General features: G+C 65.3%; 16 protein-coding genes. All 16 read right to left on the reverse strand.

Annotation, left to right across the window (positions count from 1 at the left end; all coding sequences use genetic code 11):
• On the reverse strand, positions 1–3,029 hold a 3,029-nt coding region (gene rpoC, locus A1351_RS03030), incomplete at its 3' end, for a DNA-directed RNA polymerase subunit beta' (protein ID WP_064032142.1).
• 235 nt (positions 3,030–3,264) lie between these two features.
• Positions 3,265–7,413 carry a DNA-directed RNA polymerase subunit beta gene (rpoB, locus tag A1351_RS03035; RefSeq protein WP_064032144.1) on the reverse strand — a complete coding sequence of 1,383 codons (4,149 nt, stop codon included), beginning with the start codon at positions 7,411–7,413 and terminating at the stop codon, positions 3,265–3,267.
• A 155-nt stretch (positions 7,414–7,568) separates the two neighbouring features.
• Positions 7,569–7,946, reverse strand: coding sequence for a 50S ribosomal protein L7/L12 (gene rplL, locus A1351_RS03040; protein ID WP_018267526.1), 378 nt, complete (start codon positions 7,944–7,946; stop codon positions 7,569–7,571).
• A gap of 52 nt (positions 7,947–7,998) precedes the next feature.
• The gene (gene rplJ, locus A1351_RS03045; RefSeq protein WP_024881583.1) at positions 7,999–8,520 is read right to left on the reverse strand and encodes a 50S ribosomal protein L10; all 522 of its coding nucleotides are present in this window, start codon (positions 8,518–8,520) and stop codon (positions 7,999–8,001) included.
• A gap of 558 nt (positions 8,521–9,078) precedes the next feature.
• Entirely contained in the window at positions 9,079–9,285 is a 207-nt protein-coding gene (locus tag A1351_RS25095; RefSeq protein ID WP_157198954.1) for a hypothetical protein, read from the reverse strand.
• A gap of 230 nt (positions 9,286–9,515) precedes the next feature.
• Complete coding sequence (gene rplA / locus A1351_RS03055) at positions 9,516–10,220, reverse strand: 50S ribosomal protein L1 (protein ID WP_024881585.1); 705 nt, start codon at positions 10,218–10,220, stop codon at positions 9,516–9,518.
• A gap of 4 nt (positions 10,221–10,224) precedes the next feature.
• The gene (rplK, locus tag A1351_RS03060) at positions 10,225–10,653 is read right to left on the reverse strand and encodes a 50S ribosomal protein L11 (RefSeq protein WP_018267520.1); all 429 of its coding nucleotides are present in this window, start codon (positions 10,651–10,653) and stop codon (positions 10,225–10,227) included.
• Positions 10,654–10,900: 247 nt separating this feature from the next.
• Entirely contained in the window at positions 10,901–11,431 is a 531-nt protein-coding gene (nusG, locus tag A1351_RS03065) for a transcription termination/antitermination protein NusG (RefSeq protein ID WP_024881586.1), read from the reverse strand.
• 60 nt (positions 11,432–11,491) lie between these two features.
• Positions 11,492–11,683, reverse strand: a complete 192-nt coding sequence (secE, locus tag A1351_RS03070; RefSeq protein ID WP_024881587.1) for a preprotein translocase subunit SecE — start codon at positions 11,681–11,683, stop codon at positions 11,492–11,494.
• A 200-nt stretch (positions 11,684–11,883) separates the two neighbouring features.
• Entirely contained in the window at positions 11,884–12,105 is a 222-nt protein-coding gene (locus A1351_RS03075) for a hypothetical protein (RefSeq protein WP_026599668.1), read from the reverse strand.
• A 33-nt stretch (positions 12,106–12,138) separates the two neighbouring features.
• Positions 12,139–13,002 carry a 16S rRNA (adenine(1518)-N(6)/adenine(1519)-N(6))-dimethyltransferase RsmA gene (rsmA, locus tag A1351_RS03080; RefSeq protein WP_026599669.1) on the reverse strand — a complete coding sequence of 288 codons (864 nt, stop codon included), beginning with the start codon at positions 13,000–13,002 and terminating at the stop codon, positions 12,139–12,141.
• A complete protein-coding gene (gene pdxA, locus A1351_RS03085) occupies positions 12,999–14,000 on the reverse strand; it encodes a 4-hydroxythreonine-4-phosphate dehydrogenase PdxA (RefSeq protein WP_026599670.1) in 1,002 nt (333 codons plus the stop codon). Before pdxA ends, rsmA begins: the two co-directional genes overlap by 4 nt.
• A gap of 286 nt (positions 14,001–14,286) precedes the next feature.
• A complete protein-coding gene (locus A1351_RS24345; protein WP_157096067.1) occupies positions 14,287–14,445 on the reverse strand; it encodes a hypothetical protein in 159 nt (52 codons plus the stop codon).
• Between the two features lie 33 nt (positions 14,446–14,478).
• Entirely contained in the window at positions 14,479–14,967 is a 489-nt protein-coding gene (locus A1351_RS24350; RefSeq protein WP_157096068.1) for a hypothetical protein, read from the reverse strand.
• A gap of 211 nt (positions 14,968–15,178) precedes the next feature.
• Positions 15,179–16,576: a M48 family metalloprotease gene (locus A1351_RS03095; protein WP_064032148.1), complete on the reverse strand. Its 1,398-nt coding sequence runs from the start codon at positions 16,574–16,576 to the stop codon at positions 15,179–15,181.
• 93 nt (positions 16,577–16,669) lie between these two features.
• The gene (locus tag A1351_RS03100) at positions 16,670–24,316 is read right to left on the reverse strand and encodes a hypothetical protein (protein WP_064032150.1); all 7,647 of its coding nucleotides are present in this window, start codon (positions 24,314–24,316) and stop codon (positions 16,670–16,672) included.
• Between the last annotated feature and the right edge of the window lie 155 nt (positions 24,317–24,471).

The following is a 24,471-nucleotide window of genomic DNA, read 5'->3' on the forward strand; positions in this document are numbered from 1 at the left end:
TCGCCGCGCTTGATCTTGTCGCCTTCGTCCACCTTCAGCCGCGCGCCATATTGGATGCGGTTGACGGCGCGCTCGACGCCGTCCGGCCCGACGATCACCGCCGCGACGTTACGCGCCATGACGATGAGATCGCCGTCCGAGTTGCGCGCGACATGGCGGTTGCGGATATGCACCGTGCCTTCGAAGTTCGACTCGACGAAGGACTGGTCCGCGAGCTGCGCCGCGCCGCCGATGTGGAAGGTGCGCATGGTGAGCTGCGTGCCCGGCTCGCCGATCGACTGCGCCGCGATGACGCCGACCGCCTCGCCCATGTTGACGGGCGTGCCGCGGGCGAGATCGCGCCCGTAGCATTTGCCGCAGACGCCGTTCTTCGACTCGCAGGTCAGCACCGAGCGGATCTTCACCTCCTGAAGACCGGCGGCGTTGATCGGCTCGATATGCCACTCCTGGATCATCTCGCCATTGGGGACGATCACCTTGCCCTGCTGGTCGCGCAGATCCTCCGCCGCGGTGCGGCCGAGAATGCGCGAGGTGAGCGAGGCGACGACCTGGCCGGCGTCGATGATCGCCCGCATGCGAATGCCCTTCTCAGTGCCGCAATCGACCGTGGTGATGATCGAATCCTGCGCCACGTCGACGAGACGACGCGTGAGATAGCCCGAGTTCGCGGTCTTCAACGCCGTATCCGACAGGCCCTTGCGCGAGCCGTGGGTGGAGTTGAAGTATTCGAGAACGGTGAGGCCCTCTTTGAAGTTCGAGATGATCGGGGTCTCGATGATCTCGCCCGAGGGCTTGGTCATGAGGCCGCGCATCGCCGCGAGCTGCTTCATCTGCGCGGGCGAGCCGCGGGCGCCCGAGTGGGACATCATATAGATCGAGTTGATCGGCAGATCGCGGCCATGCTCGTCCTTGCGGACGGTGGAGATGCGGATCATCATCTCCTCGGCGAGCTTCTCCGAGCACTTCATCCAGGCGTCGACGACCTTATTGTATTTCTCGCCCTGGGTGATGAGGCCGTCATTATACTGCTGCTCATATTCCTTGGTCGCGCCGCGCGTCTCGGTGATGATGCGCTCCTTCGTCTCCGGAATGACCATGTCATCCTTGCCGAAGGAGATGCCCGCCTTGAACGCCTCGCGGAAGCCGAGAGACATGATGCGATCGCAGAAGATGACCGTCTCCTTCTGACCGCAGTTGCGGTAGACGGTGTCGATCATGTTGGAGATTTCCTTCTTCGTCATCAGCTTATTGGCTGCGTCGAAGGGAATCTTGGGGTTGCGCGGCAGCAGCTGGCCGAGGATCAGACGCCCGGGCGTCGTGTCGAAGATTTTCGACACGCGCTCACCCTTCTCATTGTAGGTCCAGGCGCGGCCCTTGATCTTGGTCTGCAGCGTGATCGCCTTGGCGGCCAGCGCATGCTCGATCTCGCCCTGATCGGCGAACATCATCCCCTGGCCGGGCTCGCCGTCGCGCTCCAGCGACAGATAATAGAGGCCGAGAACAATGTCCTGCGACGGCACGATGATCGGCTGACCATTGGCCGGATGCAGGATGTTGTTCGTCGACATCATCAGCACGCGCGCCTCGAGCTGCGCTTCCAGCGACAAGGGCACGTGCACGGCCATCTGGTCGCCGTCGAAATCGGCGTTGAACGCCGCGCAGACGAGCGGATGCAGCTGGATCGCCTTGCCCTCGATCAGCACCGGCTCGAAGGCCTGAATGCCGAGGCGATGGAGCGTCGGCGCGCGATTGAGCAGCACGGGATGCTCGCGGATCACCTCGTCGAGGATGTCCCAAACCTCCGGCTTCTCTTTTTCGACCAGCTTCTTGGCCTGCTTCACCGTGGCCGAATGGCCCTTCGCGTCGAGGCGCGAATAGATGAAGGGCTTGAACAGCTCGAGCGCCATCTTCTTCGGCAGGCCGCACTGATGGAGCTTGAGCTCCGGACCCACGACGATGACCGAGCGGCCGGAATAGTCGACGCGCTTGCCGAGCAGATTCTGACGGAAGCGGCCTTGCTTGCCCTTCAGCATGTCGGCGAGCGACTTCAGCGGACGCTTATTGGCGCCGGTGATGACGCGGCCACGACGGCCATTGTCGAACAGAGCGTCGACGGCCTCCTGCAGCATGCGCTTCTCGTTGCGGATGATGATATCCGGCGCGCGCAGCTCGATCAGCCGCTTCAGACGATTGTTGCGGTTGATGACGCGGCGATAGAGATCATTGAGGTCCGAGGTCGCGAAGCGGCCGCCGTCGAGCGGGACCAGCGGGCGCAGGTCCGGCGGAATGACCGGGACTTCCTTCAGGATCATCCACTCCGGCTTATTGCCGGACTGAATGAAGGCCTCGATGATCTTCAGGCGCTTGGCGAGCTTCTTGGGCTTCAGCTCGGTGGTCGCCTCGGCGATCTCCTGGCGCAGGCGCGCGGCGATGCCCTCGAGGTCCATCGACTCGAGGATCTTGCGGATCGCCTCGGCGCCGATCATGGCGGTGAAGTGATCCTGCCCATATTCGTCCTGGGCGCGCAGATATTCGTCCTCGGTGAGGAGCTGGCGCTCCTTCAAGGGCGTCAGGCCCGCATCGATGACGATATAGGACTCGAAATAGAGGATGCGCTCGAGGTCCTTCAGCGTCATGTCGAGCAGAAGGCCGATGCGCGAGGGCAGCGACTTCAAGAACCAGATATGCGCGACCGGGGCGGCGAGCGAGATGTGGCCCATGCGGTCGCGGCGCACGCGCGCCAGCGTCACCTCGACGCCGCATTTCTCGCAGATGACGCCCTTGTATTTCATGCGCTTGTACTTGCCGCACAAGCACTCGTAATCCTTGATCGGGCCGAAGATGCGGGCGCAGAACAGGCCGTCGCGCTCCGGCTTGAAGGTGCGGTAGTTGATCGTCTCCGGCTTCTTGATCTCGCCGAACGACCAGGAGAGAATTTTCTCCGGGCTCGCGATCGAAATCTGAATCTGATCGAACGCCTGCGGCTGGACGACCGGATTGAAGAGATTCATGACCTCTTGCTGATTCATGGTCTTCTCCTAGAGACGCAGAACGGATGAAGCGCGCTCGCCTCGCGATGTCTCTCCGCTACGTCCATAAATCTTATGTGCGCATCCCCTCTCCCACTTGTGGGAGAGGGTGGCCCGACGTCAGTCGGGTCGGGTGAGGGTTCCAAGGGCTCGCGCGATCCGCGGCGGCCCTCATCCGACCCCGCTTCGCGGGGCCACCTTCTCCCGCCCTGCGGGAGAAGGAAGAGCGGCGGCCTTATTCGGCCGCCTCGGCCGTCGTCTCGCCAGGCGGCGGCTCCTCGCCCTCCTCGGGCTCGGCGGAGGTGAGCTCGACGTTGAGCGCCAGCGAGCGCATTTCCTTGATGAGCACGTTGAAGCTCTCGGGAATGCCCGACTCGAAAGTGTCGTCGCCGCGCACGATCGACTCATAGACCTTGGTGCGGCCGGCGACGTCATCGGACTTCACCGTCAGCATCTCCTGCAGCGTATAGGCTGCGCCATAGGCCTCGAGCGCCCACACCTCCATCTCGCCGAAACGCTGTCCGCCGAACTGGGCCTTGCCGCCCAGCGGCTGCTGCGTGACCAGCGAATAGGGGCCGATCGAGCGCGCATGGATCTTGTCGTCGACGAGATGATGCAGCTTCAGCATATAGATGTAGCCGACCGTCACCTTGCGATCGAAGGCCTCGCCCGAGCGGCCGTCGAAGAGCGTCACCTGACCAGAGGAGGAGAGCCCCGCCCGCGTCAGCATCTCGACGATGTCCTTCTCGCGCGCGCCGTCGAAGACCGGCGTCGCGATCGGCACGCCGCGGCGCAGATTCTTGCCGACCTCCACCACCGTCGTGTCGTCGAGTCCCTCGAGCGACTCGTTCGGCCCATAGATGTCGGAGAGCTTCTCCCGAAGCGGCTTCGTATCCTTGCTGCGCATATAGGCGTCGACGGCGGCGCCCACCTGCTTGCCGAGGCCGGCGCAGGCCCAGCCGAGATGCGTCTCGAGAATCTGCCCGACATTCATGCGGCTCGGCACGCCGAGCGGGTTCAGCACGATATCGACCGGCTGACCATCCTCGAGGAAGGGCATGTCCTCCTGCGGCACGATGCGCGAGACCACGCCCTTATTGCCGTGGCGTCCGGCCATTTTGTCGCCGGGCTGGATCTTGCGCTTCACCGCGACGAAGACCTTGACCATCTTCATCACGCCGGGCGGCAGCTCGTCGCCGCGCTGCAGCTTCTCGACCTTGTCGAGGAAGCGGTTCTCGAGACCCTTCTTCGACTCGTCATATTGCTTGCGCACGGCCTCGATGCCGCTCATCAGATTGTCGTCCTCGACGACGAAGGTCCACCACTGCGAGCGGGGATATTCGTCGAGGATCGCCTGGTTGAGCGGCTGGTCCTTCTTGAAGGTCTTCGGCCCGGCGATCGCGACCTTGCCGACCAGCATCTCGAAGAGACGGGCGTAGGTGTTGCGGTCGAGAATGGCGAGCTCGTCGTCGCGGTCCTTGGCGAGACGCTCGATCTCCTCACGCTCGATCGCCTGGGCGCGCTCGTCCTTCTCGACGCCGTGGCGGTTGAACACGCGCACCTCGACGATCGTACCCTGCACGCCCGGCGGCACGCGCAGAGACGTGTCGCGAACGTCGGACGCCTTCTCGCCGAAGATGGCGCGGAGCAGCTTCTCCTCCGGCGTCATCGGGCTCTCGCCCTTGGGCGTGATCTTGCCGACGAGAATGTCGCCCGCCTGCACTTCCGCGCCGATATAGACGATGCCGGCCTCGTCGAGATTCTTCAGCGTCTCTTCCGAGACGTTGGGAATATCGCGCGTGATCTCCTCCGGGCCGAGCTTGGTGTCGCGCGCCATCACCTCGAATTCGTCGATATGGATCGAGGTGAAGACGTCGTCCTTGACGATGCGCTCGTTGAGAAGGATCGAGTCCTCGAAGTTGTAGCCGTTCCACGGCATGAAGGCGACGAGCACATTGCGGCCGAGCGCCAGATCGCCGAGATCGGTCGAGGGACCGTCGGCGATGATGTCGCCCTTCTTCACATAGTCGCCGACCTTCACCAGCGGCTTCTGATTGATGCAGGTCGACTGGTTCGAGCGCTGGAACTTCATCAGACGATAGATGTCGACGCCCGGCTTGGTCGGGTCCTGCTCTTCCGTCGCGCGGACGACGATACGCGTCGCGTCGATCTGGTCGACGACGCCGGCGCGGCGCGAGGCGATGGCGGCGCCGGAGTCGGCGGCGACCACCGGCTCCATGCCGGTGCCGACCAGCGGCGCGTCGGCCTTCACCAGCGGCACGGCCTGACGCTGCATGTTGGAGCCCATCAGCGCGCGGTTGGCGTCGTCATTCTCCAAGAAGGGAATGAGCGCCGCGGCGACCGAGACGAGCTGCTTGGGCGACACGTCCATGGCGTCGACGCGCTCGCGCGGGACGAGCACCACATCGCCGGCGTGACGGCACAGCACCAGATCCTCGAGCAGATTGCCCTCTGCGTCGATCGGCGCATTGGCCTGGGCGACGTGGTATTTCTGCTCCTCCATGGCGGAGAGATAGGCGACCTCGCTCGTCACCTTGCCGTCGCGCACGCGGCGGTAGGGACCTTCGATGAAGCCGTATTTGTTCACGCGCGCGAAGGTCGCGAGCGAGTTGATGAGGCCGATGTTCGGACCTTCCGGCGTCTCGATCGGGCAGATGCGGCCGTAATGCGTCGGATGCACGTCGCGCACCTCGAAGCCGGCGCGCTCGCGCGTCAGACCGCCCGGTCCCAGCGCCGAGAGGCGGCGCTTATGGGTGATCTCCGACAGCGGATTGGTCTGGTCCATGAATTGCGAGAGCTGCGACGAGCCGAAGAACTCGCGCACAGCCGCCGCCGCCGGCTTGGCGTTGATGAGGTCCTGCGGCATCACCGTGTCGATGTCGACCGAGGACATGCGCTCCTTGATCGCGCGCTCCATGCGCAGGAGGCCGAGACGATACTGGTTCTCCATCAGCTCGCCGACGCTGCGCACGCGGCGATTGCCGAGATGGTCGATATCGTCGATCTCGCCGCGGCCGTCGCGCAAATCGACGAGCGCGCGCACGACGGCGACGATGTCCTCCTTGCGGAGAACGCGCATCGTGTCGGGCGCGTCGAGGTCGAGGCGCATGTTCATCTTCACGCGGCCGACGGCCGAGAGGTCGTAGCGCTCGGGATCGAAGAACAGCGAATAGAACATCGCCTCCGCCGTATCCATCGTCGGCGGCTCGCCCGGACGCATGACGCGGTAGATGTCGAACAGCGCTTCCTCACGCGAGGAGTTCTTGTCGACCGCCAGCGTGTTGCGGATGTAGGGACCGATGTTGATATGGTCGATATCGAGCACCGGCAGCTCGTCGAAGCCCTTCTCGACCAGCAGCGGCAGCGACTTCACCGTGATCTCGTCGCCGGCCTCGGCGAAGATCTCGCCCGTCGACGGATCATAGAGATCCTGGGCGAGGAACTGGCCGTAGAGATCCTCGGACTGGATCTTGATCGCCTTCACGCCCTTCTCGGCGAGCTGGCGCGCGGCGCGCGCGGTGAGCTTCTTGCCCGCCTCGACGATCACCTCGCCGGTGTCGGCGTCGACGATGTCGTTGACGGCCTTCAGCCCCTTCAGCCGCTCCGGGTCGAAGGGCTGGCGCCAGCTGTCGCCGGAGGCCTTGAAGGTGATGGTGTTGTAGAAGGTGGAGAGAATCTCCTCGCCGTCCATGCCGAGCGCGAACAGCAGCGATGACGCCGGAATCTTTCGGCGACGATCGATGCGCGCATAGACGACGTCCTTGGCGTCGAACTCTATGTCGAGCCAGGAGCCGCGATAGGGAATGATGCGCGCGGCGAACAGGAGCTTGCCGGAGGAATGGCTCTTGCCCTTGTCATGGTCGAAGAAGACGCCCGGCGAGCGGTGCATCTGCGAGACGATGACGCGCTCCGTGCCATTGACGATGAAGGTGCCGTTCGCCGTCATGAAGGGCATGTCGCCCATATAGACGTCCTGCTCCTTGATGTCCTTGACGGATTTCGCCTGCGTGTCAGGATCGACATCGAACACGATGAGGCGTAGCGTCACCTTCAGCGGCGCGGCGAAGGTCATGCCGCGCTGGCGGCACTCGTCGACGTCGTATTTCGGCGGCTCGAACTCGTAGCGGACGAATTCGAGCAAAGCGACCTGCGAGAAATCGGAGATCGGGAAAACGGATTTGAAGACCGACTGCAGACCCTCGTCGGGACGCCCGCCCGCAGGCTCGTCGACGAGCAGGAACTGGTCGTAGGAAGCTTTCTGAACTTCGATCAGATTGGGCATTTCCGCGGCTTCGCGGATATGGCCGAAGAATTTGCGGACACGCTTGCGACCGGAGAAAGTTTGCGCCGAAGTCTGAGCCATGTCGCCTCTCGATCCTCTTATTGAAAGCGAATAGCGAGTTGCGAATAGCGAATAGAGGATCCTGTCTATTCGCTATTCGCTATTCGCCATTCGCTCCTGGTCATCCGTGCCGAAAACCCTCTCCCGCCATGAAGCGGGAGAGGGCGATTTTCGTCTTACTTGAGCTCGACCTTGGCGCCGACCTTCTCGAGGGCGGCCTTGATCTTCTCGGCCTCGTCCTTGGAAGCGCCTTCCTTGACCGGCTTGGGAGCGCCCTCGACCAGGTCCTTGGCCTCCTTGAGGCCGAGGCCGGTGATCGCGCGGACCTCCTTGATGACCTCGATCTTCTTGTCGCCGGCGGCGGCCAGAATGACGTTGAACTCGGTCTTCTCCTCGACCGGAGCCGCGGCGGCGGCCGCGCCCGGAGCGGCGGCGACGGCGACGGCCGCGGCGGCCGAAACGCCCCACTTCTCCTCGAGGAGCTTCGCCAGCTCGGCGGCCTCGAGCACGGTCAGGCTCGACAGGTCTTCGACGATCTTTTCGAGATTAGCCATCTTGCTTCAGTCCTTCGAATTCGGTTCTGCTTGGTTGGATATGCGCCGCCTATCAGGCCGCGTTCGCGTCTTTGTCGGCATAGGCCTGGACCACGCGCGCCAGCTTTGCGGCCGGAGCGGTCGTGAGCTGCGCGATCTTGGTCGCCGGAGCCTGGATGAGGCCCACGAGCTTTGCGCGCAGTTCGTCGAGCGACGGGAGAGTCGCGAGCGACTTCACACCGTCGGGGTCGAGGGCTTGGGCGCCGAGCGCGCCGCCGAGGATGACGAATTTGTCGTGATCCTTGGCGAAGGCCGCGGCCACCTTGGGCGCCGCCACCGGATCGTCCGAATAGGCGATCAGGGTCGGCCCCTTCAGAAGGGGGCCGATGGAGGCGACGCTCGTGCCGTCGAGAGCGATTTTGGCGAGGCGGTTCTTGGCGACCTGAACGGAAGCGCCAGATTCACGAGCCTGCTTGCGCAGCTTCTGCATCTGGGCGACGGTCAGGCCGGAGTAATGCGCCACGACGACGACCGGGGTCTTCGCAAAGACCTCGTTCAGCGCCGCGACGGCTTGCTTTTTCTCCGCTCTGTCCACGGTTGCTCTCTCCTCGAGCGGGGACGAGCCCCGCCGTTGCGATGAGCCGTCGCATCGCCGCGGGAGCGGCGGGCGCGACGGCGCCGTAGATCCTGTCCCCTCGGCTGAGGGCCGAAACGGCCTCGCCTCGGATCAGAGGGGCGCCAACCAAATTCGAAAGACCGCGCGCGAGCTTTGAAAAGCGCCGCGCCGGCCCTACAATTCCGGTCTTCCCCGTCTATGCAGGCCGCTCGTCGGGGGCGGAGGGCTCCGCCGTCCAGCGAGCCGATTGAGCCGTCCTCGGGGTGAGCCTCGGACAGGCGCCGGCAGTCTCGGACAGGACATGGCCGGACGGGACGCGAGGAATCTCCCCCGGGTCCGCCGGCCTATCCACCGTCTCGCCCTGTCCCCGTATCGGGAATCGAGCTCGACGGAAGCTGATATCTGAAAATGGGGTCGCGAACGCTGGCCGACCCCGAGGGGCCTTATTTAACGACGGCCAACGCTCTTGCCAAGTGGAATCTTCGCTGCGCCCCGGCGCGGCCGAAGGCGACCGCTCGGCCCGCCTGCGTGCTGCGCTCAGGCTCGCGCTCCGCGGCGGCCGCGCCTCACCGCCTCGCCGGCCTCGACATAGGCCAGCTTGACGAAGCCGCCAGCGACGATGAGGGCGATCAGCGTATGGCCGAGGGCCTTGCACATGCGGTCGGAGATGAGATGGAAAGCGCCTTCGTCGCCAGAATTCAGGCGATAGCCGGCGTTGCGTCCTGCGCTTTGCTCAGTGAACATCCACACGACTTTCTTAAAAATCGGCGATCTACGCAAATTTTCCGAAACGCGCCCGCCGGTCTTCACGACCTCGAGCAATAACGGAAGCTGCACTGAGCTTAGCATGGAATTCACAGTTAACAATTGATTAATGGAAAGGCGCAAAAACATCGTTAATCTCTCGCCGGAGAGAGGGGCCGCGCCCCGCCCCGCCGGGGAGAAAACGGCGGCCCTGGGGCCGCCGCCTCGCATCACGCCTGCGTCGCGCCGAGCGTCGCCACATCCACCTTGACGCCAGGCCCCTGGGTGGAGCTGAGCGCCACGCGCTGGATATAGGTGCCCTTGGAGCCGGCGGGCTTGGCCTTGGCCACCGCATCCACAAAGGCGCGGATATTCTCGGCGAGCTTGCCCTCCTCGAAGGAGGTCTTGCCCACCGTACCCTGCACGATGCCGGCCTTCTCGACGCGGAACTCGACGGCGCCGCCCTTGGAGGCCTTCACCGCGCCGGCGACGTCCATCGTCACCGTGCCGACCTTGGGGTTCGGCATCAGGCCGCGCGGGCCGAGCACCTTGCCGAGGCGGCCGACGAGCGGCATCAGCTCCGGGGTGGCGATGCAGCGATCGAACTCGATCGTGCCGCCCTGGACGATGGTGACGAGATCCTCGGCGCCGACGATATCCGCGCCGGCGGCCTTGGCCTCATCGGCCTTGGGGCCGCGGGCGAAGACCGCGACGCGCAGCGTGCGGCCGGTGCCATTCGGCAGGTTGACGACGCCGCGCACCATCTGATCCGCATGCTTGGGGTCGACGCCGAGATTCATCGCGATCTCGATGGACTCGTCGAATTTGGCGGTGGCGTTGGCGCGAACCAGCTTGATCGCCTCGTCGACCGGGTAGAGCTTGGTGCGCTCGACGGCCTGGCGCGCCTTGGCGATGCGTTTTCCGATATGGGCCATGATCTCACCCCACCACTTCGAGGCCGATGGAACGGGCGGAGCCCTCGATCATCGACGCGGCCGACTCGATCGACGTCGTGTTGAGGTCCTGCAGCTTCTTCGCGGCGATCTCGCGAATCTGCGCCCGTGTGACCTGGCCGACGAAACCGCGTCCAGTCGTCTTCGAGCCCGATTTGACGCCCGCTGCCTGCTTCAGGAAGTAGGAGACCGGCGGCTGCTTCAGCTCGAAGGTGAAGGAGCGATCCTGAAAGGCCGTGATGATGACGGGGATGGGCGTCCCCTTCTCCATCTGCGCCGTCTTGGCGTTGAAGGCCTTGCAGAATTCCATGATGTTGAGGCCGCGCTGACCGAGCGCGGGACCGATCGGCGGCGACGGATTGGCCGCGCCCGCCGGCACTTGCAGCTTGATGTAGCCGGCGATTTTCTTCGCCATGTCTCATCTCCAACATTGAGCGGCCGGACACGCTTCCGCGTCCCGAGCCGCCGGTTGCAGTTCGTGGTCCGACGCGTGATCCCCCTGGCGACAGGGGCGCGCCCGCCACGGCTTTTTCCTTCTCCCGCTCGCGAGAGAAGGCGTCGCGCGAATGCGCGACGGTGAGGACTTTCGAAGCGCCCTCACCCGACCCGGCTTACGTCGGGCCACCCCCTCCCGCGAGCGGGAGAGGGAATTCGTGGAATCGTCAAACCTTCTCCACCTGCGCGAATTCCAGCTCCACCGGAGTCGGCCGGCCGAAGATGGACACGGCCACCTTGAGCCGCGAGCGGGCGTCGTCGACCTCTTCCACCACGCCGTTGAAGGAGGCGAAGGGGCCGTCGGCCACGCGGACCGTCTCGCCGATCTCGAAGGAGATGGAGGGCTTGGGGCGCTCGACGCCATCGGCCACCTGGCCCTTGATGCGCATCGCCTCCGCCTCGCTGATCGGCATCGGCTTATTGTCTGCGCCGAGGAAGCCGGTCACTTTCGGCGTGTTCTTGATGAGCGAGAACACCTGGTCGGAGAGGTCGCATTTCACCAGCACATAGCCGGGGAAGAACTTGCGCTCCGAGCTGACCTTGCGGCCGCGGCGCACCTCGATGACCTGCTCGGTCGGCACGAGAATCTCCTCGAACTGATCGGAGAGATTGCGCTGCGCGGCGCCCTCGCGAATGGAGTCGGCGACCTTCTTCTCGAAGTTCGAATAGGCGTGGACGATATACCAGCGCATGCTCACGGCGCGACAAGCTCCAAAATTTCGCTCTCGACGATCGGCGCGCCGGCGGGTTCCTCGGCCTTACTGGCCGATCCGCAGCAGCATGCCCACGGCGAGTCGCAGCCCCTGATCGACGACGACGAAGAAAATGCTCGCGGCCAGCACCATGAGGACCACCAGGCCGGAGGTGATGAGGGTCTCGCGGCGGGTCGGCCACGCGACCTTGCTCGCTTCCGAGCGCACTTCTTGCAGGAACTGAAACGGATTGGCCATGCTTCACCGAGCCGAGATGTTTCACCGAGCCGAGGACCGCGGCCACGGGACTCATCGGGACCGCCACAAAACAGTCGCGGCGCGAGACCCCAGGCCGCGCGCCACGCATCTGGTGCTTATAATCGAGTAAGGCGGGGCCGCCAAGCGGAAATTCAGGCCCCCGGGAAAACGCGGTTACGAGCCCGGAGCCGCCCGCCTGCTCACCCAGCCGCCGACGCGCCATTATGCTTGGCGAACCAGGCGCGCGCCTCGTCGCGCGTGCGCTCCAGCTCGCGCAGAGCGCCGTCCAGCTTCGCCTCATAATCGGCGAAGCTCTCGCTCGGATCGAAGACATCTGCCGCCAGCGAATAAGGGGTTGCGATCTTGAGCTCGGCGCGCAGGCCTTCCTCGGTCTCCACCGCCGCAAAATAGAATTTCGCCATTACTGCCGCTCCTCGAAGATAGGCGCCGCAGAGTCAAGATAGGACAGCCAGAGCCTGCGCCAATGCGACGAATCCGCCGATGTCGATCTCCTCGGCGCGGCGCGTCTCCTCTATGCCCGCCCGCGCCAGCAGCGCGGTCACATCCAGGCCCGGCTTCGGCAGAGATTTCAGGCTCTGGCGCAGCATTTTGCGGCGCTGGCCGAAGGCGGCGCGCGTCACCTGCGACAATAGCTTCGGATCGCAAGGCAGCGGCGACGCATTGGGAATGAGCTCCACCACGGATGACGTCACCTTGGGCGGCGGCGTGAAGGCCGAGGGCGAGAGGTCGAACAATATGCGCGAGCGCGTCCGCCATCCGCAGAGCACGGCGAGGCGGCCATAATCGGCGCGCTGCGCCGGCGTCGCGACGATGCGCTCGGCGACCTCGCGCTGGAACATCAGCACATAGCGGTCGAAGACGGAAGGCCAAGGCTCCGCCTCGATCCAGCGCGCCAGCAGCTCGGTGGCGATATTGTAGGGAAGGTTCGCGCAAATCCGCGCCGGCCCGCCGAGCCCGTGCAGCCGCGCCAGCTCCGCCGGATCGAGCGCCAGCGCATCGCCCTCGACGATGACCAGCCGCCCAGGATAGCGCGCCTCTATCTCGCGCAGCGCCGGAATGCAGCGCGAATCGCGCTCCACGGCGATGACGCGCCCCGCCCCCTCGGCGAGCAGCGCGCGGGTGAGGCCGCCGGGACCGGGGCCGATCTCGACGATGGTCGCGCCCGCGAGCGGGCCGGCGGCGCGAGCGATGCGGGCGGTGAGGTTGAGGTCGAAAAGAAAATTCTGGCCGAGCGCCTTGCTGGCCATCAGCCCATGGCGCGCGACCACCTCGCGCAATGGCGGCAGATCGTCGATCATCGCGCCGTCATTCGGTCGGCGAGGCGGATCGCCTCTATGACGCTCGTCGCCTCGGCGACTCCCTTCCCGGCTATGTCGAAAGCCGTGCCATGGTCCGGCGATGTGCGCACGAAGGGCAGGCCGAGCGTGACATTGACGCCGCGATCGAAGGCCAACGTCTTTATGGGGATCAGCGCCTGATCATGCGTCGGACAGATGGCGACGTCATAGCGCGCGCGGGCGGCGGCGTGGAACATGGTGTCGGCCGGATGCGGGCCGGTGGCGTCTATCCCGCGCGCGCGCAGCTCGGCCACGGCGGGGGCGATCACGTCGATCTCCTCGCGGCCCATGGCGCCGCTCTCGCCGGCGTGCGGATTGAGCCCGGCGAAGGCGAGGCGCGGCGAAGCGAGGCCGAAGCGGGACGAAAGATCGGCGGCGACGATCACCCCGGTTTCCACCAGCAGCTCGCGGGTGAGCAGGCGCGGAACCTCGGCGAGCGCGACATGGATCGTCGCCGGAACGACGGCGAGCTCCTCGGCGTAGAGCATCATCACCGGGCGGAAGGGGCGCCCGAACCGCCGCTCCGCCAGCGCCGCGAGAAACTCCGTATGGCCCGGATGCGCGAAGCCGGCGGCGTAGAGCACATTTTTGGCGATCGGATTGGTGACGAGCGCGCGCGCTTTTCCCTCCGCGACCAGCTCGACGGCCCGCTCTATGGAGAGGATCGTCGCCGCCGCGTCGGCGGGCTCGGGCGCGCCGGGAACTCCTCGAACCGAAAGCCCGAGCGGCACGACCGGCAGAGCCGCGTCGAAAACCGCCGCCGCCCCCTCCGGCGCGACCTCGCGCAGCGCGATCTCGAGCCCGAGCGCCGCCGCCGTCCGCGCGAGCTGCGCCGGATCGGCGAGCACGAAGAAAGGCGGCAGAGCCCGCGCCTTGCGCGCGGCATAGGCCTTCAGCGTCAGCTCCGGGCCGATGCCGGAAGGGTCGCCCTGGGTGAGAGCGAGGGGGAGTCTGGTCAATCTGTCGTCCCGAGCTTGCGCGGGCGAAACCTTCCCGCGGTCACGAAGTCCTAGCCTTCGAGATACCGATAGATCACGACGAAAGGCGAAACCACCCCTATCCACTCAATGCGGTTCTGCGTCGCGGGATGGTCGGCGATCCGCCGGTAGAGGGTTCAAAGACGCCGCGGTGTTTGCCGACAGTCGGAGGTCCGGCGACGCCATCGAGATAGGCGAGAACTCTCGCCAGATCGACATTGGCCTTTCGCGCAACCTCGAGCCTTTCACGCGACAAAGAGACGCGCCTTCAGCACGCCTCGGCGCGGACCAGAGCGTCGAGTTGCGAGAGATGCTCGTCCAGCGTCATTGCTCCACCGGCCGCGACCTCCTCCACCGCCACATCGACGAGAAGTTTCGTCCAAGCCAGACGAGCGACAACGAGATCCACGAGGGCAAGAACGACCATCTCACAATCAAAATTGACTCGGAAAAGGACCTGTTACTGGCCACGCACCGAATACGGATCGGTCGTCGAGGCAGACACCCGAATCGTCATGCCAGGTTTAAAATTCGGCGACAGTCGTTCCGCTGGAATCTGAATGCGCTGCGAATAGTTTTTTCCGTCGGCGGGCGACACGTACTCGACGAACATTACAAAATATCTCTTGACCGGAAATTCGGATGTTCGATCAAGTTCGCGCTCACTGGCCGAGTCGCAGGGGATCGAGCCCGGCGGCACGGGTTTGTGATCCCGCTCTTCTGGCCAGCCATTCTTAATTTTTGGGCGGTAGTAGTCGCACAGCTGTTCCGCTTTCGTGATGCGAGCGTCAATGGTTCGATATGGATCGAACAGACCGATAAGCGCGTTGAAGGCGACCAAGCCCACGGCGCCGAACACGAATCTGACAACGCCGCGCACATGATCGTCGTGCGTTAGAGACTCTGAGAAACGTCTGGCCTTCTGTCCTGCTGGATCGCCGTCCATCATCTACCCGGAACTGACACACGTCGGCGCGCGCTGTGCCAAGTTTAGAGTTCTCGAGCTTCGTAACAGCCAGCGCCGTCGGCGCTTGGCAAAATAGCTATTGAGCGGCGCTGTTGAAAGGGCTGCTTCTGACGCATTGGCGAAATTCAAATCGACCCGCTTTCCGTACTCGGCATGCTGATGTCCCGGTCGAAAAAATCCTGCGTCGATCGTCTCACTCGCTCCCCGGCGGGCGATAGGTCAATATATCGTCCGCCTTCAGCCAGCCCTGCGTGCCTTCCTTGAACTGCGCCTGGGCGCGCGTCGCTTGCGTGCGCGCCTCGACATATTTGCCGGCGACGAAGAGGCCCTCGGCCGCCGCGAGTTGCGCCTTGGCGTTCTCGCCCTTGCGGAAATAGGCCATGGACAGAAACTCCCAGGCGTCGGCGCTATCCTCGTCGCGCTGCGTCGCATTGGCGAGCACGCTCACGGCCTCGTTCAGCAGCTTGGGATCGTCGGCTGAGACCAGCGCATGGCCGAGCAGCACGCGGATCGGCGTCGCGCCCGGCCCGGCGATGGCGGCCGCCTTGCGCAAAGGCGCGATGGCCTGATTGGCGCGGCCGGCCTCGAGCAATATCTGCCCCTTCAGCTCCCAAAAGTAAGGGTTCTTCGGATCGGCCGCGACCAGGGCGTCGGCGCCGCGCAGCGCATCCTCCAGCCGGCCGAAGCGATTATCGGCGATGACGCGGGCGTAGCGCGCCGGTAGCGAAAGATCGGAGATGGGATAGCGCCGCGCCACCTCGCCGGAATTGCCCATGAAGCCGATGAGCTTGGCGCGCATCAGATCGTGACGGGCCTGCAGCGCCGGCGAGTCCGGGACATCGAAATAGGGCGATTGCTTGGCGGCCTGATCGAGGTTGGAGATGCGCTCGTTCGGCAGCGGATGCGACAGCAGATAGGGATCGATCGCCGTCGTCTTGAACAAGGATTCGCTGGCGAAGCGGTTGAACACTTCCAGCATGCCCTTGGCGGATTGATGCGTCGCCGTGAGGAAGCGCACCGCCATGCGGTCGGCGGCCTGCTCCTCGCCGCGCTGATAGGCGAGCAGCGAGCGCTTCACCGCCTCTTGCGGGCCGAGCAATATTCCGACGGCGCCGGCGGAATCCATGCCCACCTGCCCGTCGCGGCGGTTGAAGGCGCCGCGCGCCGCGACCATGGCGCCGGCGCTCGCCAGCATGCCGGCGACGGAGAGGATGGTCGCCTTGGCGAGCTCCTGGCGCCCGCGCGCCAAATGGCCGCCGGCGATATGGCCGGTCTCATGCGCGAGCACGCCGATGATCTCATTGGGCGTCTTCGCCTCCATCAGCGCGCCCGTGTTGACGAAGATTTTCTGCCCGTCGGCGACGAAGGCGTTGAAGGAGCGGTCGCCGACCAGAATGATCTTGGCCGCCTCGCTGTGAATCCCCGCCGCCTTCAGCACAGGGGCGGTGTAGTCCCGCAATAATTGCTCGATCTCCGCGTCGCGGATGATCGACACGTGCGGGCCGTCTTCCTCCGCGCGCGCGGGCGCGCAGAGCGCGAAGATCAGGAGACCGGTGAGAAGCGTCCGCCGCTTGCCGCTTTTGCGATCCATGGGCGGAGAGTGGCGTAAGCCAGGACGGAAGGCAAACCGCGTCACGAGGCGGAAGGCTCTCCTTCCGCCTCGTGCGAGAAAAGGCGCGGCCGCTCAGAAGCGATAGGACACGCCGCCATTGAGCGCGGCGCCGGTCAGCTTCTCGCCGGTGCGATAATCGCCGCGCACAAAGCCGACCCAGCCCGTGTCGATGATCTGCGCCGAGACGCCGAGGCCGAATTGCGCGAAAGCGCCGGAGCGCGACACAGTGATCGGCACATAGGTGACGTTCTGCTGGAAGCTCTCCTTCAGATTGGTCTCGAACTCGTTCCAGCCGCTGACCGAGGCGAAGGGCTGGAAGGCGTATTTATTGTCGAGGACGAAGGAGGTTCCCGCCCGCAATCCGACGCGGCCGAGAGTCGAGCGCACCGTGTCGAGGACGAGATAGGCCGGCGTCGTGCCCGCCGCCACCTGCAGCCGATCGAAATCGACGCTGGTGACATTGATCGCGGCCGAGGGCTCGATGAACCAATCATTGGGCAGATCCCAATGATAGCCGAGCGAGGCGGAGCCCGCCCAGCCGCGGCCCTCCAGCGGCTTCTCGTTGAGGCCGGCGCGATAATTGGTGATGTCCGCGTTCCAGAAGTCGTGACGGAACTGCACATCGGCGAAGAAGCCGAAGCCGGTCGCCACCGCATAGACGCCGACGAAAGGCACGTCGAAACGCGTCCTCGTGCCGGAGCCGAGGAGATCATAGGAATTGGAGAGATATTGGCCGGCCATCACGCCGCCGTGCAGGTTGATCTGCGTGTTCTCTATGTTGGAGAGCGAGGCGTCGAGGCCGACCTGATAGCCGCTGTAGAGCGTGCGCGTCTTCTCATTGGTGATGGCGGTCCCGCCTGCGGCCGTCGGCGCGCTGGAGGAGCTCGCGAGATCGGAACGGCCGACGGCGGCGCGCGTCCAAATTCCGAAATCGACGGCGTTGGGCTTGGCGTCGGGATGCGATTGCACGAAGGCCGAGGCGCTCTGGAAGAAGCCGGTGGTCGCGGAAGCGACCGCCGAGGCGACGCTGCCGCCGATCGCCGACAGCGATCCGGTGTCGAGATTGGGGACGAGATACCATTGGCCGGGGGTGAGCTGCTGCAGGTTGAAGCTCACGAGGCCCGTGTTGAGCGCCTGCGCGGCGCCTATGCTGGTGGTGGCGTTGCCGAGCTGGAATGTCGAGGTCGAGCCGGGGTTGGTCTTGGCGATCAGAATCGGGCTGGCGAAAAAGCCGGTCTGATTCTGGAACGGATTGACGATCACCGTGGTGACATTGCCGGCGCCGGCGCCGTTCACCAGCAGCTCGCCGGCCCGCTGTCCGCCGAGATCGGCGAAGCGCGCGGCCACATTCAGCACGCCGCCGCCCGTGTAATTGCCATTGACGGTGAGCGAATTTGCGAGCGCCGCCGCTGTCGCGCCATTGGCGACCACCTGATTGGCCGCGGCGAGATCGAGCGTTCCATTATTGGTGAGATTGCCGGCGATGATGGAATTGACCGTCGAATTGGTCGTGCGGTCGCCGAGCGCGATCGTCGCATTATTGACGACGCTCGTCGCGCCGAGCGTGCGGCCATGGCCGAGCGAGACGCCGATCCCCTGGAACTGCGCGCCCGCCGTCGCGTCGCCGACGGAATTGTTCGTCAGCACGCCGATATTGGTGTAGTCGCCGGCCCCGACGATGAGCGCGCCATTGCCGTTATTGTCGAACTTGCCGCCATTATTGGCGAGCGCCGCGGTGACATTGAATGTCCCCGTGTTGGTCACGCCGCCGCCGATGGTTCCGGCGGCGTTGACCTTGCCCTGATTGACGAAGCCATTGGTCGTCAGCAGCGCGCCGCCGAAAATCGCGATCGTCGAGCCGGCGCTATTCGTCGCGCTGGTCGCCGAGAGCGTGCGGCCGGAGGCGATCGTCACGCCGGTCGCGGCGGTGGAGCTGTTGGTCAGCGCGCCGACGCCCGTGTAATCGCCGCCGGAGACGGCGAGCGTTCCCGCGCCGCCATTTGCGAAATCGCCGCCGCCATTGGCGAGCGCGCCGGTCACGGTGAATGTTCCCGTGTTGGCGACGCCGCCGGCGATCGAGCCCGCCGCATTGGCGAGATTCGTGTTGTTCAAGCCGCCGGTGAGCGCGCCCGTCGAGGTCAGCGTTCCGGCATTCTGGATCGCCGCGCCGGTGGAGGCCAGCGTTCCCGCATTGACGATCGTCGCGCCGGCGCTGTTGGTCACGCCTGTCGCGCTCAGCGTGCGGCCGGCCGCGATGGAAACGCCCGTGGCCGCCGTGGAGCTGTTCACGAAGGCGCCGACATTCGTGTAGTCACCGCCGGTGACGAACAGCGTCCCGGCGCCATTATTCGCGAAGCTGCCCGCGCCGTTGACGAGCGCGCCCGTGACGGTGAAGGAGCCCGTATTGGTCACGCCGCCGGCGAGCGAGCCGGCGACATTGGCCGTTCCGCTATTGGTCAGCCCGCCGGACAGCGAGCCGGCGAGCTGATTAAAGGCGCCGGCATTATTCAGGCCGCCGGTGACGGCGCCGGAATTATTGAGCGTTCCAGCGTTCTGAATCACATTTGCGGAAGCGAGCGCGCCGAAATTAGCGATGGTCGCGCCAGCGGCGTTGGTCACATTGCTCGCCGAGAGCGTGCGGCCCGCCGACACCGACACGCCGGTCGCGGCGGTCGAGCTATTCGTCAGAGTGGCGATATTGGCGTAGTCACCGCCGGTGACAAAGAGCGTTCCCGCGCCATTATTGGCGAAATTGCCCGCGCCATTGGCGAGCGCGCCGGTAACGGTGAAGGAGCCCGTATTGGTCACGCCGCCGGCGATGGAGCCAGCCGCTTTCGTCACGCCCGCCGCGGCGTTGACCAGCCCGCCAGTGACGGCGCCCGTCGTCGTGAAGGAGCCGCTATTGGCGACGCCGCCATTGACGCTTCCACCATTGGTCGCCGTCGCGCTATTGGTCAGCCCGCCATTGAGGATGGCGCCGGCATTATTGTTGAGCGTCCCCGTATTGACGAGGCCGCCGTTCAGCGTTCCGCCATTATTATTGTTGACGAGGCCGGCGTTCTGGATCGCGGCGGCCGAGGTGATCGTCGCATTATTGTTGATCGTCCCGCCGGCGCCCACGGTGAGCGCCGCGGCCGTCACCACGCCGCCGGCGTTATTCGTCAGAACGCCGCCATTGACCGCGAAGGTCGTCGTCGCGCCGATGGTCCCGCTATTGGTGATGAGGCCGCCGGTCTCGTTGATCGCATTGGCGGCGATCGCGCCGCCGATATTCTGAATCGAGCCCGCGGCCTGCGTGAGCGTTCCATTCACCGCGAGACTGCCGCCGGCGATGGTGATCGCGCCATTATTGTTCAGCGCGCCGATGTTGGTGAAGCTTCTCGAATTGACGTCGAGCGTCGCGCCGGCATTGTTGTTGACCGTGGAGCCATTGTTGGCCAACGCGCCATTCAGCGTAAACTTGCCGCTATTGTCGATCTGCCCATTAATCGCGCCGGACGCGAACACCGTGCCGGCGACGCCATTGACGAGGCCGCCATTGACGGTTCCGCTCGTCGTCAGCGTTCCGCCGGTGACGGTCGCGCCATTGTTGATCGTGCCCGTCGAGGTCAGCGTTCCGGCGAGGACGAGCGCGCCGCCGTCCAGCACGCCGGCGTTGGTCGCCGTTCCCGAGGTCGTCAGCAGCCCTGTGAGCGTGGAGGAAGCGAACAAATTCTGAAAGGTTCCGGCGACGTCATTGGTCAGCGCGCCAACCCATACGCCGCCATTGGCGATGGTTCCGCTCGAATTGACGGCGTTTCCGATCCAGGTCGACGCACTGGTGATCGAGCCACCCGTGTTGGAGACGCTACCGAACCACGCGCCCTGATTGACGATCTTTGCACCGGCCGAGTTCGACAGCACATTTCCGGTCCACTGGCCTGTCGTTAGGTTGGTCACCGTCGCTGCAGCGCCGGAATTGATGAGATCGCCGTTGTAGATGCCGGAATTGAAAACCGAGCCGGTATTGGTGAGCGCGTCATTGACCTTTCCGCCGACCAAGACCGAGATCGCGCCTGAGTTGGTCACACCGCCGAGCGCGGTGAGCGTCGCCGAAGCTCTGACGATGATCAAGCCGGCGTTGTCCACGGTCAGGGAGCTTGAAGCGCCGGAGACCGTTCCCTTTGAAATATCGACGGTCGCGCCGGCCGAGTTCTGCACCGAATCGGTCTTCAGATCGCCGGTGACGTTGAACGATCCAGCGAGATTTTTCACAATCCCATTGATCGCGCCCTGCGCCTGGGTCGTTCCCGAATTGGTCAGCCCGCCATTGACCACGCCCTTGGTGGTGAATGTCCCGGCCGTCACAGCGACGCCGCCGCTGATCGTCGCGCCGACGGCGTTGGTCGCCGTTCCCGAGGTCTTCAGCCCGCCGGTGACATTGCCGCCGGCGTAGTTGTTGAAGGTCGCGGAATTGTCGACCGAGCCGGAGATCGTCGCATTATTGTCGAGCCGGCCGCCGGTGACCGCGACGGCGCCGATGATCTGATTATTATTGGTCAGCAGGCCGCCGGTCACTGAAGCGCCGCCATTGAGCGCGCCCGCATTGGTCGTCGTTCCGGCGGCCTGAGTCAGCAGGCCGGAGACAACGCCGCCCGAAAGATTTTCGAACGCGCCGGAATTGGCGACTGTTCCGGTGATCGTTCCGCCGTTCTTCAGCTGGCCGAGATTATTGCCGACATTGCCGGTCCAGGCGCCGCGATTGTCGATGGAGCCGGTATTGGCGCCGGCGTTGACATTGCCGATCCAATTGGCGCCCGCCTCATTGACGATCGTACCCTTATTGGCGACGACATTGCCCTGCCAGACGCCGGTCGGGGCTTTGTTGGTCACCGTGCCGGCCGCATTGTTCTGCAGATTCGCCGCCACCAAGCCGCTGTTGTTGACGACTCCATTGTTGACGAGATCATCAGTGAGGCGGCCGCCGGCTTCTATGGTGACGGTTCCCTGATTGGTGAGGTTGTTGGTCCCCGCATCGACCGTGCCGCCGGTCTTGATCAGCAGCGCTCCATCGACATTGATGGCGCCGGCGTGATTGGCGGCCGTGCCGATTGCGCCGCCAGCGGCGACGGCGAGGCCGGAACCGGCGTCGATCTGAGTCGTTCCCGAATAGATGTTCTGCCCCGTGACGGTCAGCGTCTTGCCGCCCGAGACCTGCGCCGACAATTGGCCGGCGCCGTCGCGCATCTGGCCCACGAAGGTCGAATCCGCGCCGAGGCCGAAGGTCAGCTTCGAGGCGGCGCCATTGGTGGTGACGGTTCCCTGCCCGCCGACGCCGGAGACAGTGGCGTTGAATCCGTTGAGATCGAAGGTCCCGCCCCAATTGACGGTGAGCGCGCTATTGGCGCTGAGGCCCTTCGCGCTGTTCAACCGCAATGTGGCACCGTCGACCAATGTGGCGCCGGAATAAGTATTAGCGCCCTCGAGATTGGTCGTGCCCGCGGTCAACCTCAAGCCCGTGGAGCCAGAGATGCTTTCGACTGCGCCGCCAACCGAGATAATTCCACCGAAAGATGAGACAGCTATATCGGTGCTGGTCAGCGTCCCATTGCGAATGCGGCCGCCAGCGAGATAGATGGTGTCTATCGTCTGGTTGAAGCCGTTGAGGTCGAGTTTTCCAAGAACACTGGTCGTACTTTTTTGGCTGAAGGCGTTGGCGGTGCCGGCTTTCAATGTCGCAGCGGAGTCGATAATCGTTGGGCCGCCGTAGGTATTCGCGCCCGCCAGCGTCAGCACGCCGCCCGATGTCTTCACATTGATCCCGACCTGACCGGCGACGCCGTCCTGGATCACGCCTGAATAAGTCGTATCGACGGAATTGTTGGTCGTGACCGTGGCGAGGCCGCCGCCATTATTGGTGATGACGCCCTTGGATGAGCCCGTCAGATTATTGGCGGTGAAACTGAAGCTATAGGTGTCGAGCGTCGCCGCGGTCGTCGCGTCCTTGCCGACATTGAGTCCGCCCTGCAGGCCCGAGACTGCGCCCGCGCTCTGCGCATTGCCGAGCCGCAGCGTCCCTCCGTCCACCGAAGCGGCGCCCGCACTGGCGACCGTCGCGAGAGTGGGCGCGAGAACCACGGTTCCGGTGTTGGTCGCCGATCCGAAATGCGCCGTCGTCCCGGCCCCGCCCTGCAAGGACAGCTGCTTGCCCGCGCCGGGCGCGATGGTCAGTGTCGAGCCGGCGCCGGCGCCGATGGTTCCGGAGACGCCGGGATCGATCTTGACGTTCTGGGTCAAAAACTGCGCGCTGGCGCCGGCGGCGAGTTGGAAGGCCGGCGCCGCCACGCCGCCGGCGACGAGCGAGAGATCGCCGCCGCCGAGCGCCCCCGCATTGGCGACCGAGAGCGTCCCGCTCTTCACCTGCGTCTGGAATTGATTATTTGCGGCGTTGCTCAGCGTGACCGCATTCGCGCCGGCGTCGACGACGACGTTGAGATTGCCCGCCGTATCCACGATCTTATTCGCATAAGCGGCGTTGCCGGCGCCCACGACGGTCTGATCGAGCGTCAGCGTTCCGCCATTGGCGCGAATGTCGCCCGAGAGCGCGCCAGCGCCCAGAGTGATAAGCCGATTGGTCCCGGACAGATCGAGCGCGACGCCGGCCGAGCCGCCCGCCCCGCCGGCTGCGCCGCCGGCGATCGCGCCGGAATTGGTGATTGTGAGACCGGAGCCGACGATCGCGGCGCCCCCATTGCCCGAGGCCGAGCCGCTGGCGCCGAGCCCGCCCGCGCCGCCCTTTATGGCTCCCGAGTTGACGATCGTCCCGCCGGCGATCGCCGAAAGGCCCGCTCCTCCGGCCCCGCCCGTCCCGCCGACGCCGGTGGCGGTCACCCCGCCGACGCCGCCGGCGCCGCCCACGATCGAGCCGACATTGGTCACGGTTCCGAGCGCCCCGACAGCGGAAATAGCCGCGCCGCCCGTGCCGCCGGCGCCGCCATTGCCGAAGAGAGAGCCGCTCTTTCCGCCGGCGCCGCCGGCCCCGCCGACAGCCGCGCCATTGATATTCACATCAGACCCGGAGCCGGTGAACAGAAATGCCGAGCCGCCGCCGCCGCCCGCGCCGCCATTGCCGGCGGCTCCTGTCGCCGAGCCGCCGTTGCCGCCGGCCCCGCCCGTCGTCGTCGCGCCGACGGCGACACCGCTGAACACGCCCGCGCCGCCGGTCATAACGGCGAGATTGCCGCCCGCGCCGCCGCCGCCGCCGGAGCCCGTTCCCGAGCCGCCGGCCCCGCCCGCGCCGCCGGGGTTGCCCACGAGGTTGGCGACGGCTGTCGCGCCGACAAAGGTAAAGGCGGTCGCGGCGCCCGCGCCGCCGCCGCCGCCTTGATCGGCAGGCCCATTCGCCCCAGCGCCGGCCGGGGCGGTTCCGCCTGGCGCACCGCCGCCGCCCGCGCCGCCTTTGGCGTTGACGCCACCGCCACCGCCGCCGCCCGCGGCGTTGGTCGCATTGCCGCCCGCCGTTCCGACTCCGGCGCTATTCGTCGTTCCCGCCGTTCCGCCGCCCGGATTGCCGCCGGCCCCGCCCGCCTGCTGCGCTTGCGCCGGCGAAAGGCCCATGGAAAGCGCGATGCTGAGCGCCGAGACGCCGAGCAGAAGCCCGCCTCTGTGAGAACTGCCGATCGAAAGGCCCGAGGACGGGGAACGCACGCTATTGCCGTGACGGCCGGACAAACGGGTCATTCGATAGTCTCCAGAACTCGTCGAAATTCAAACGACAAAAATCACGTCGAGCGAGGCCGACGCGGGCCGACTCGCGCATTTCCAGTTGTGCGATTTCTATTTTCGATCCGGGAGCGCAGCAAGGCCACAGCTGCGCGTCCAGCGAGCGGCGGGGC

Origin of the sequence: Methylosinus sp. R-45379, from assembly GCF_001644125.1 — a bacterium.
GTDB lineage: Bacteria > Pseudomonadota > Alphaproteobacteria > Rhizobiales > Beijerinckiaceae > Methylosinus.

Excerpts from the sequence above, each read along its gene's own strand:
- A1351_RS24345 (WP_157096067.1), bottom strand. The coding sequence starts at position 14,445 with ATGGTCGTTCTTGCCCTCGTGGATCTCGTTGTCGCTCGTCTGGCTTGG.
- rplK (WP_018267520.1), bottom strand. The coding sequence starts at position 10,653 with ATGGCGAAGAAAATCGCCGGCTACATCAAGCTGCAAGTGCCGGCGGGC.
- A1351_RS03095 (WP_064032148.1), bottom strand. The coding sequence starts at position 16,576 with ATGGATCGCAAAAGCGGCAAGCGGCGGACGCTTCTCACCGGTCTCCTG.
- rplL (WP_018267526.1), bottom strand. The coding sequence starts at position 7,946 with ATGGCTAATCTCGAAAAGATCGTCGAAGACCTGTCGAGCCTGACCGTG.
- secE (WP_024881587.1), bottom strand. The coding sequence starts at position 11,683 with ATGGCCAATCCGTTTCAGTTCCTGCAAGAAGTGCGCTCGGAAGCGAGC.
- rplA (WP_024881585.1), bottom strand. The coding sequence starts at position 10,220 with ATGGCCCATATCGGAAAACGCATCGCCAAGGCGCGCCAGGCCGTCGAG.
- A1351_RS25095 (WP_157198954.1), bottom strand. The coding sequence starts at position 9,285 with ATGTTCACTGAGCAAAGCGCAGGACGCAACGCCGGCTATCGCCTGAAT.
- rsmA (WP_026599669.1), bottom strand. The coding sequence starts at position 13,002 with ATGATCGACGATCTGCCGCCATTGCGCGAGGTGGTCGCGCGCCATGGG.
- A1351_RS03100 (WP_064032150.1), bottom strand. The coding sequence starts at position 24,316 with ATGACCCGTTTGTCCGGCCGTCACGGCAATAGCGTGCGTTCCCCGTCC.
- A1351_RS03075 (WP_026599668.1), bottom strand. The coding sequence starts at position 12,105 with ATGGCGAAATTCTATTTTGCGGCGGTGGAGACCGAGGAAGGCCTGCGC.
- rpoB (WP_064032144.1), bottom strand. The coding sequence starts at position 7,413 with ATGGCTCAGACTTCGGCGCAAACTTTCTCCGGTCGCAAGCGTGTCCGC.
- A1351_RS24350 (WP_157096068.1), bottom strand. The coding sequence starts at position 14,967 with ATGATGGACGGCGATCCAGCAGGACAGAAGGCCAGACGTTTCTCAGAG.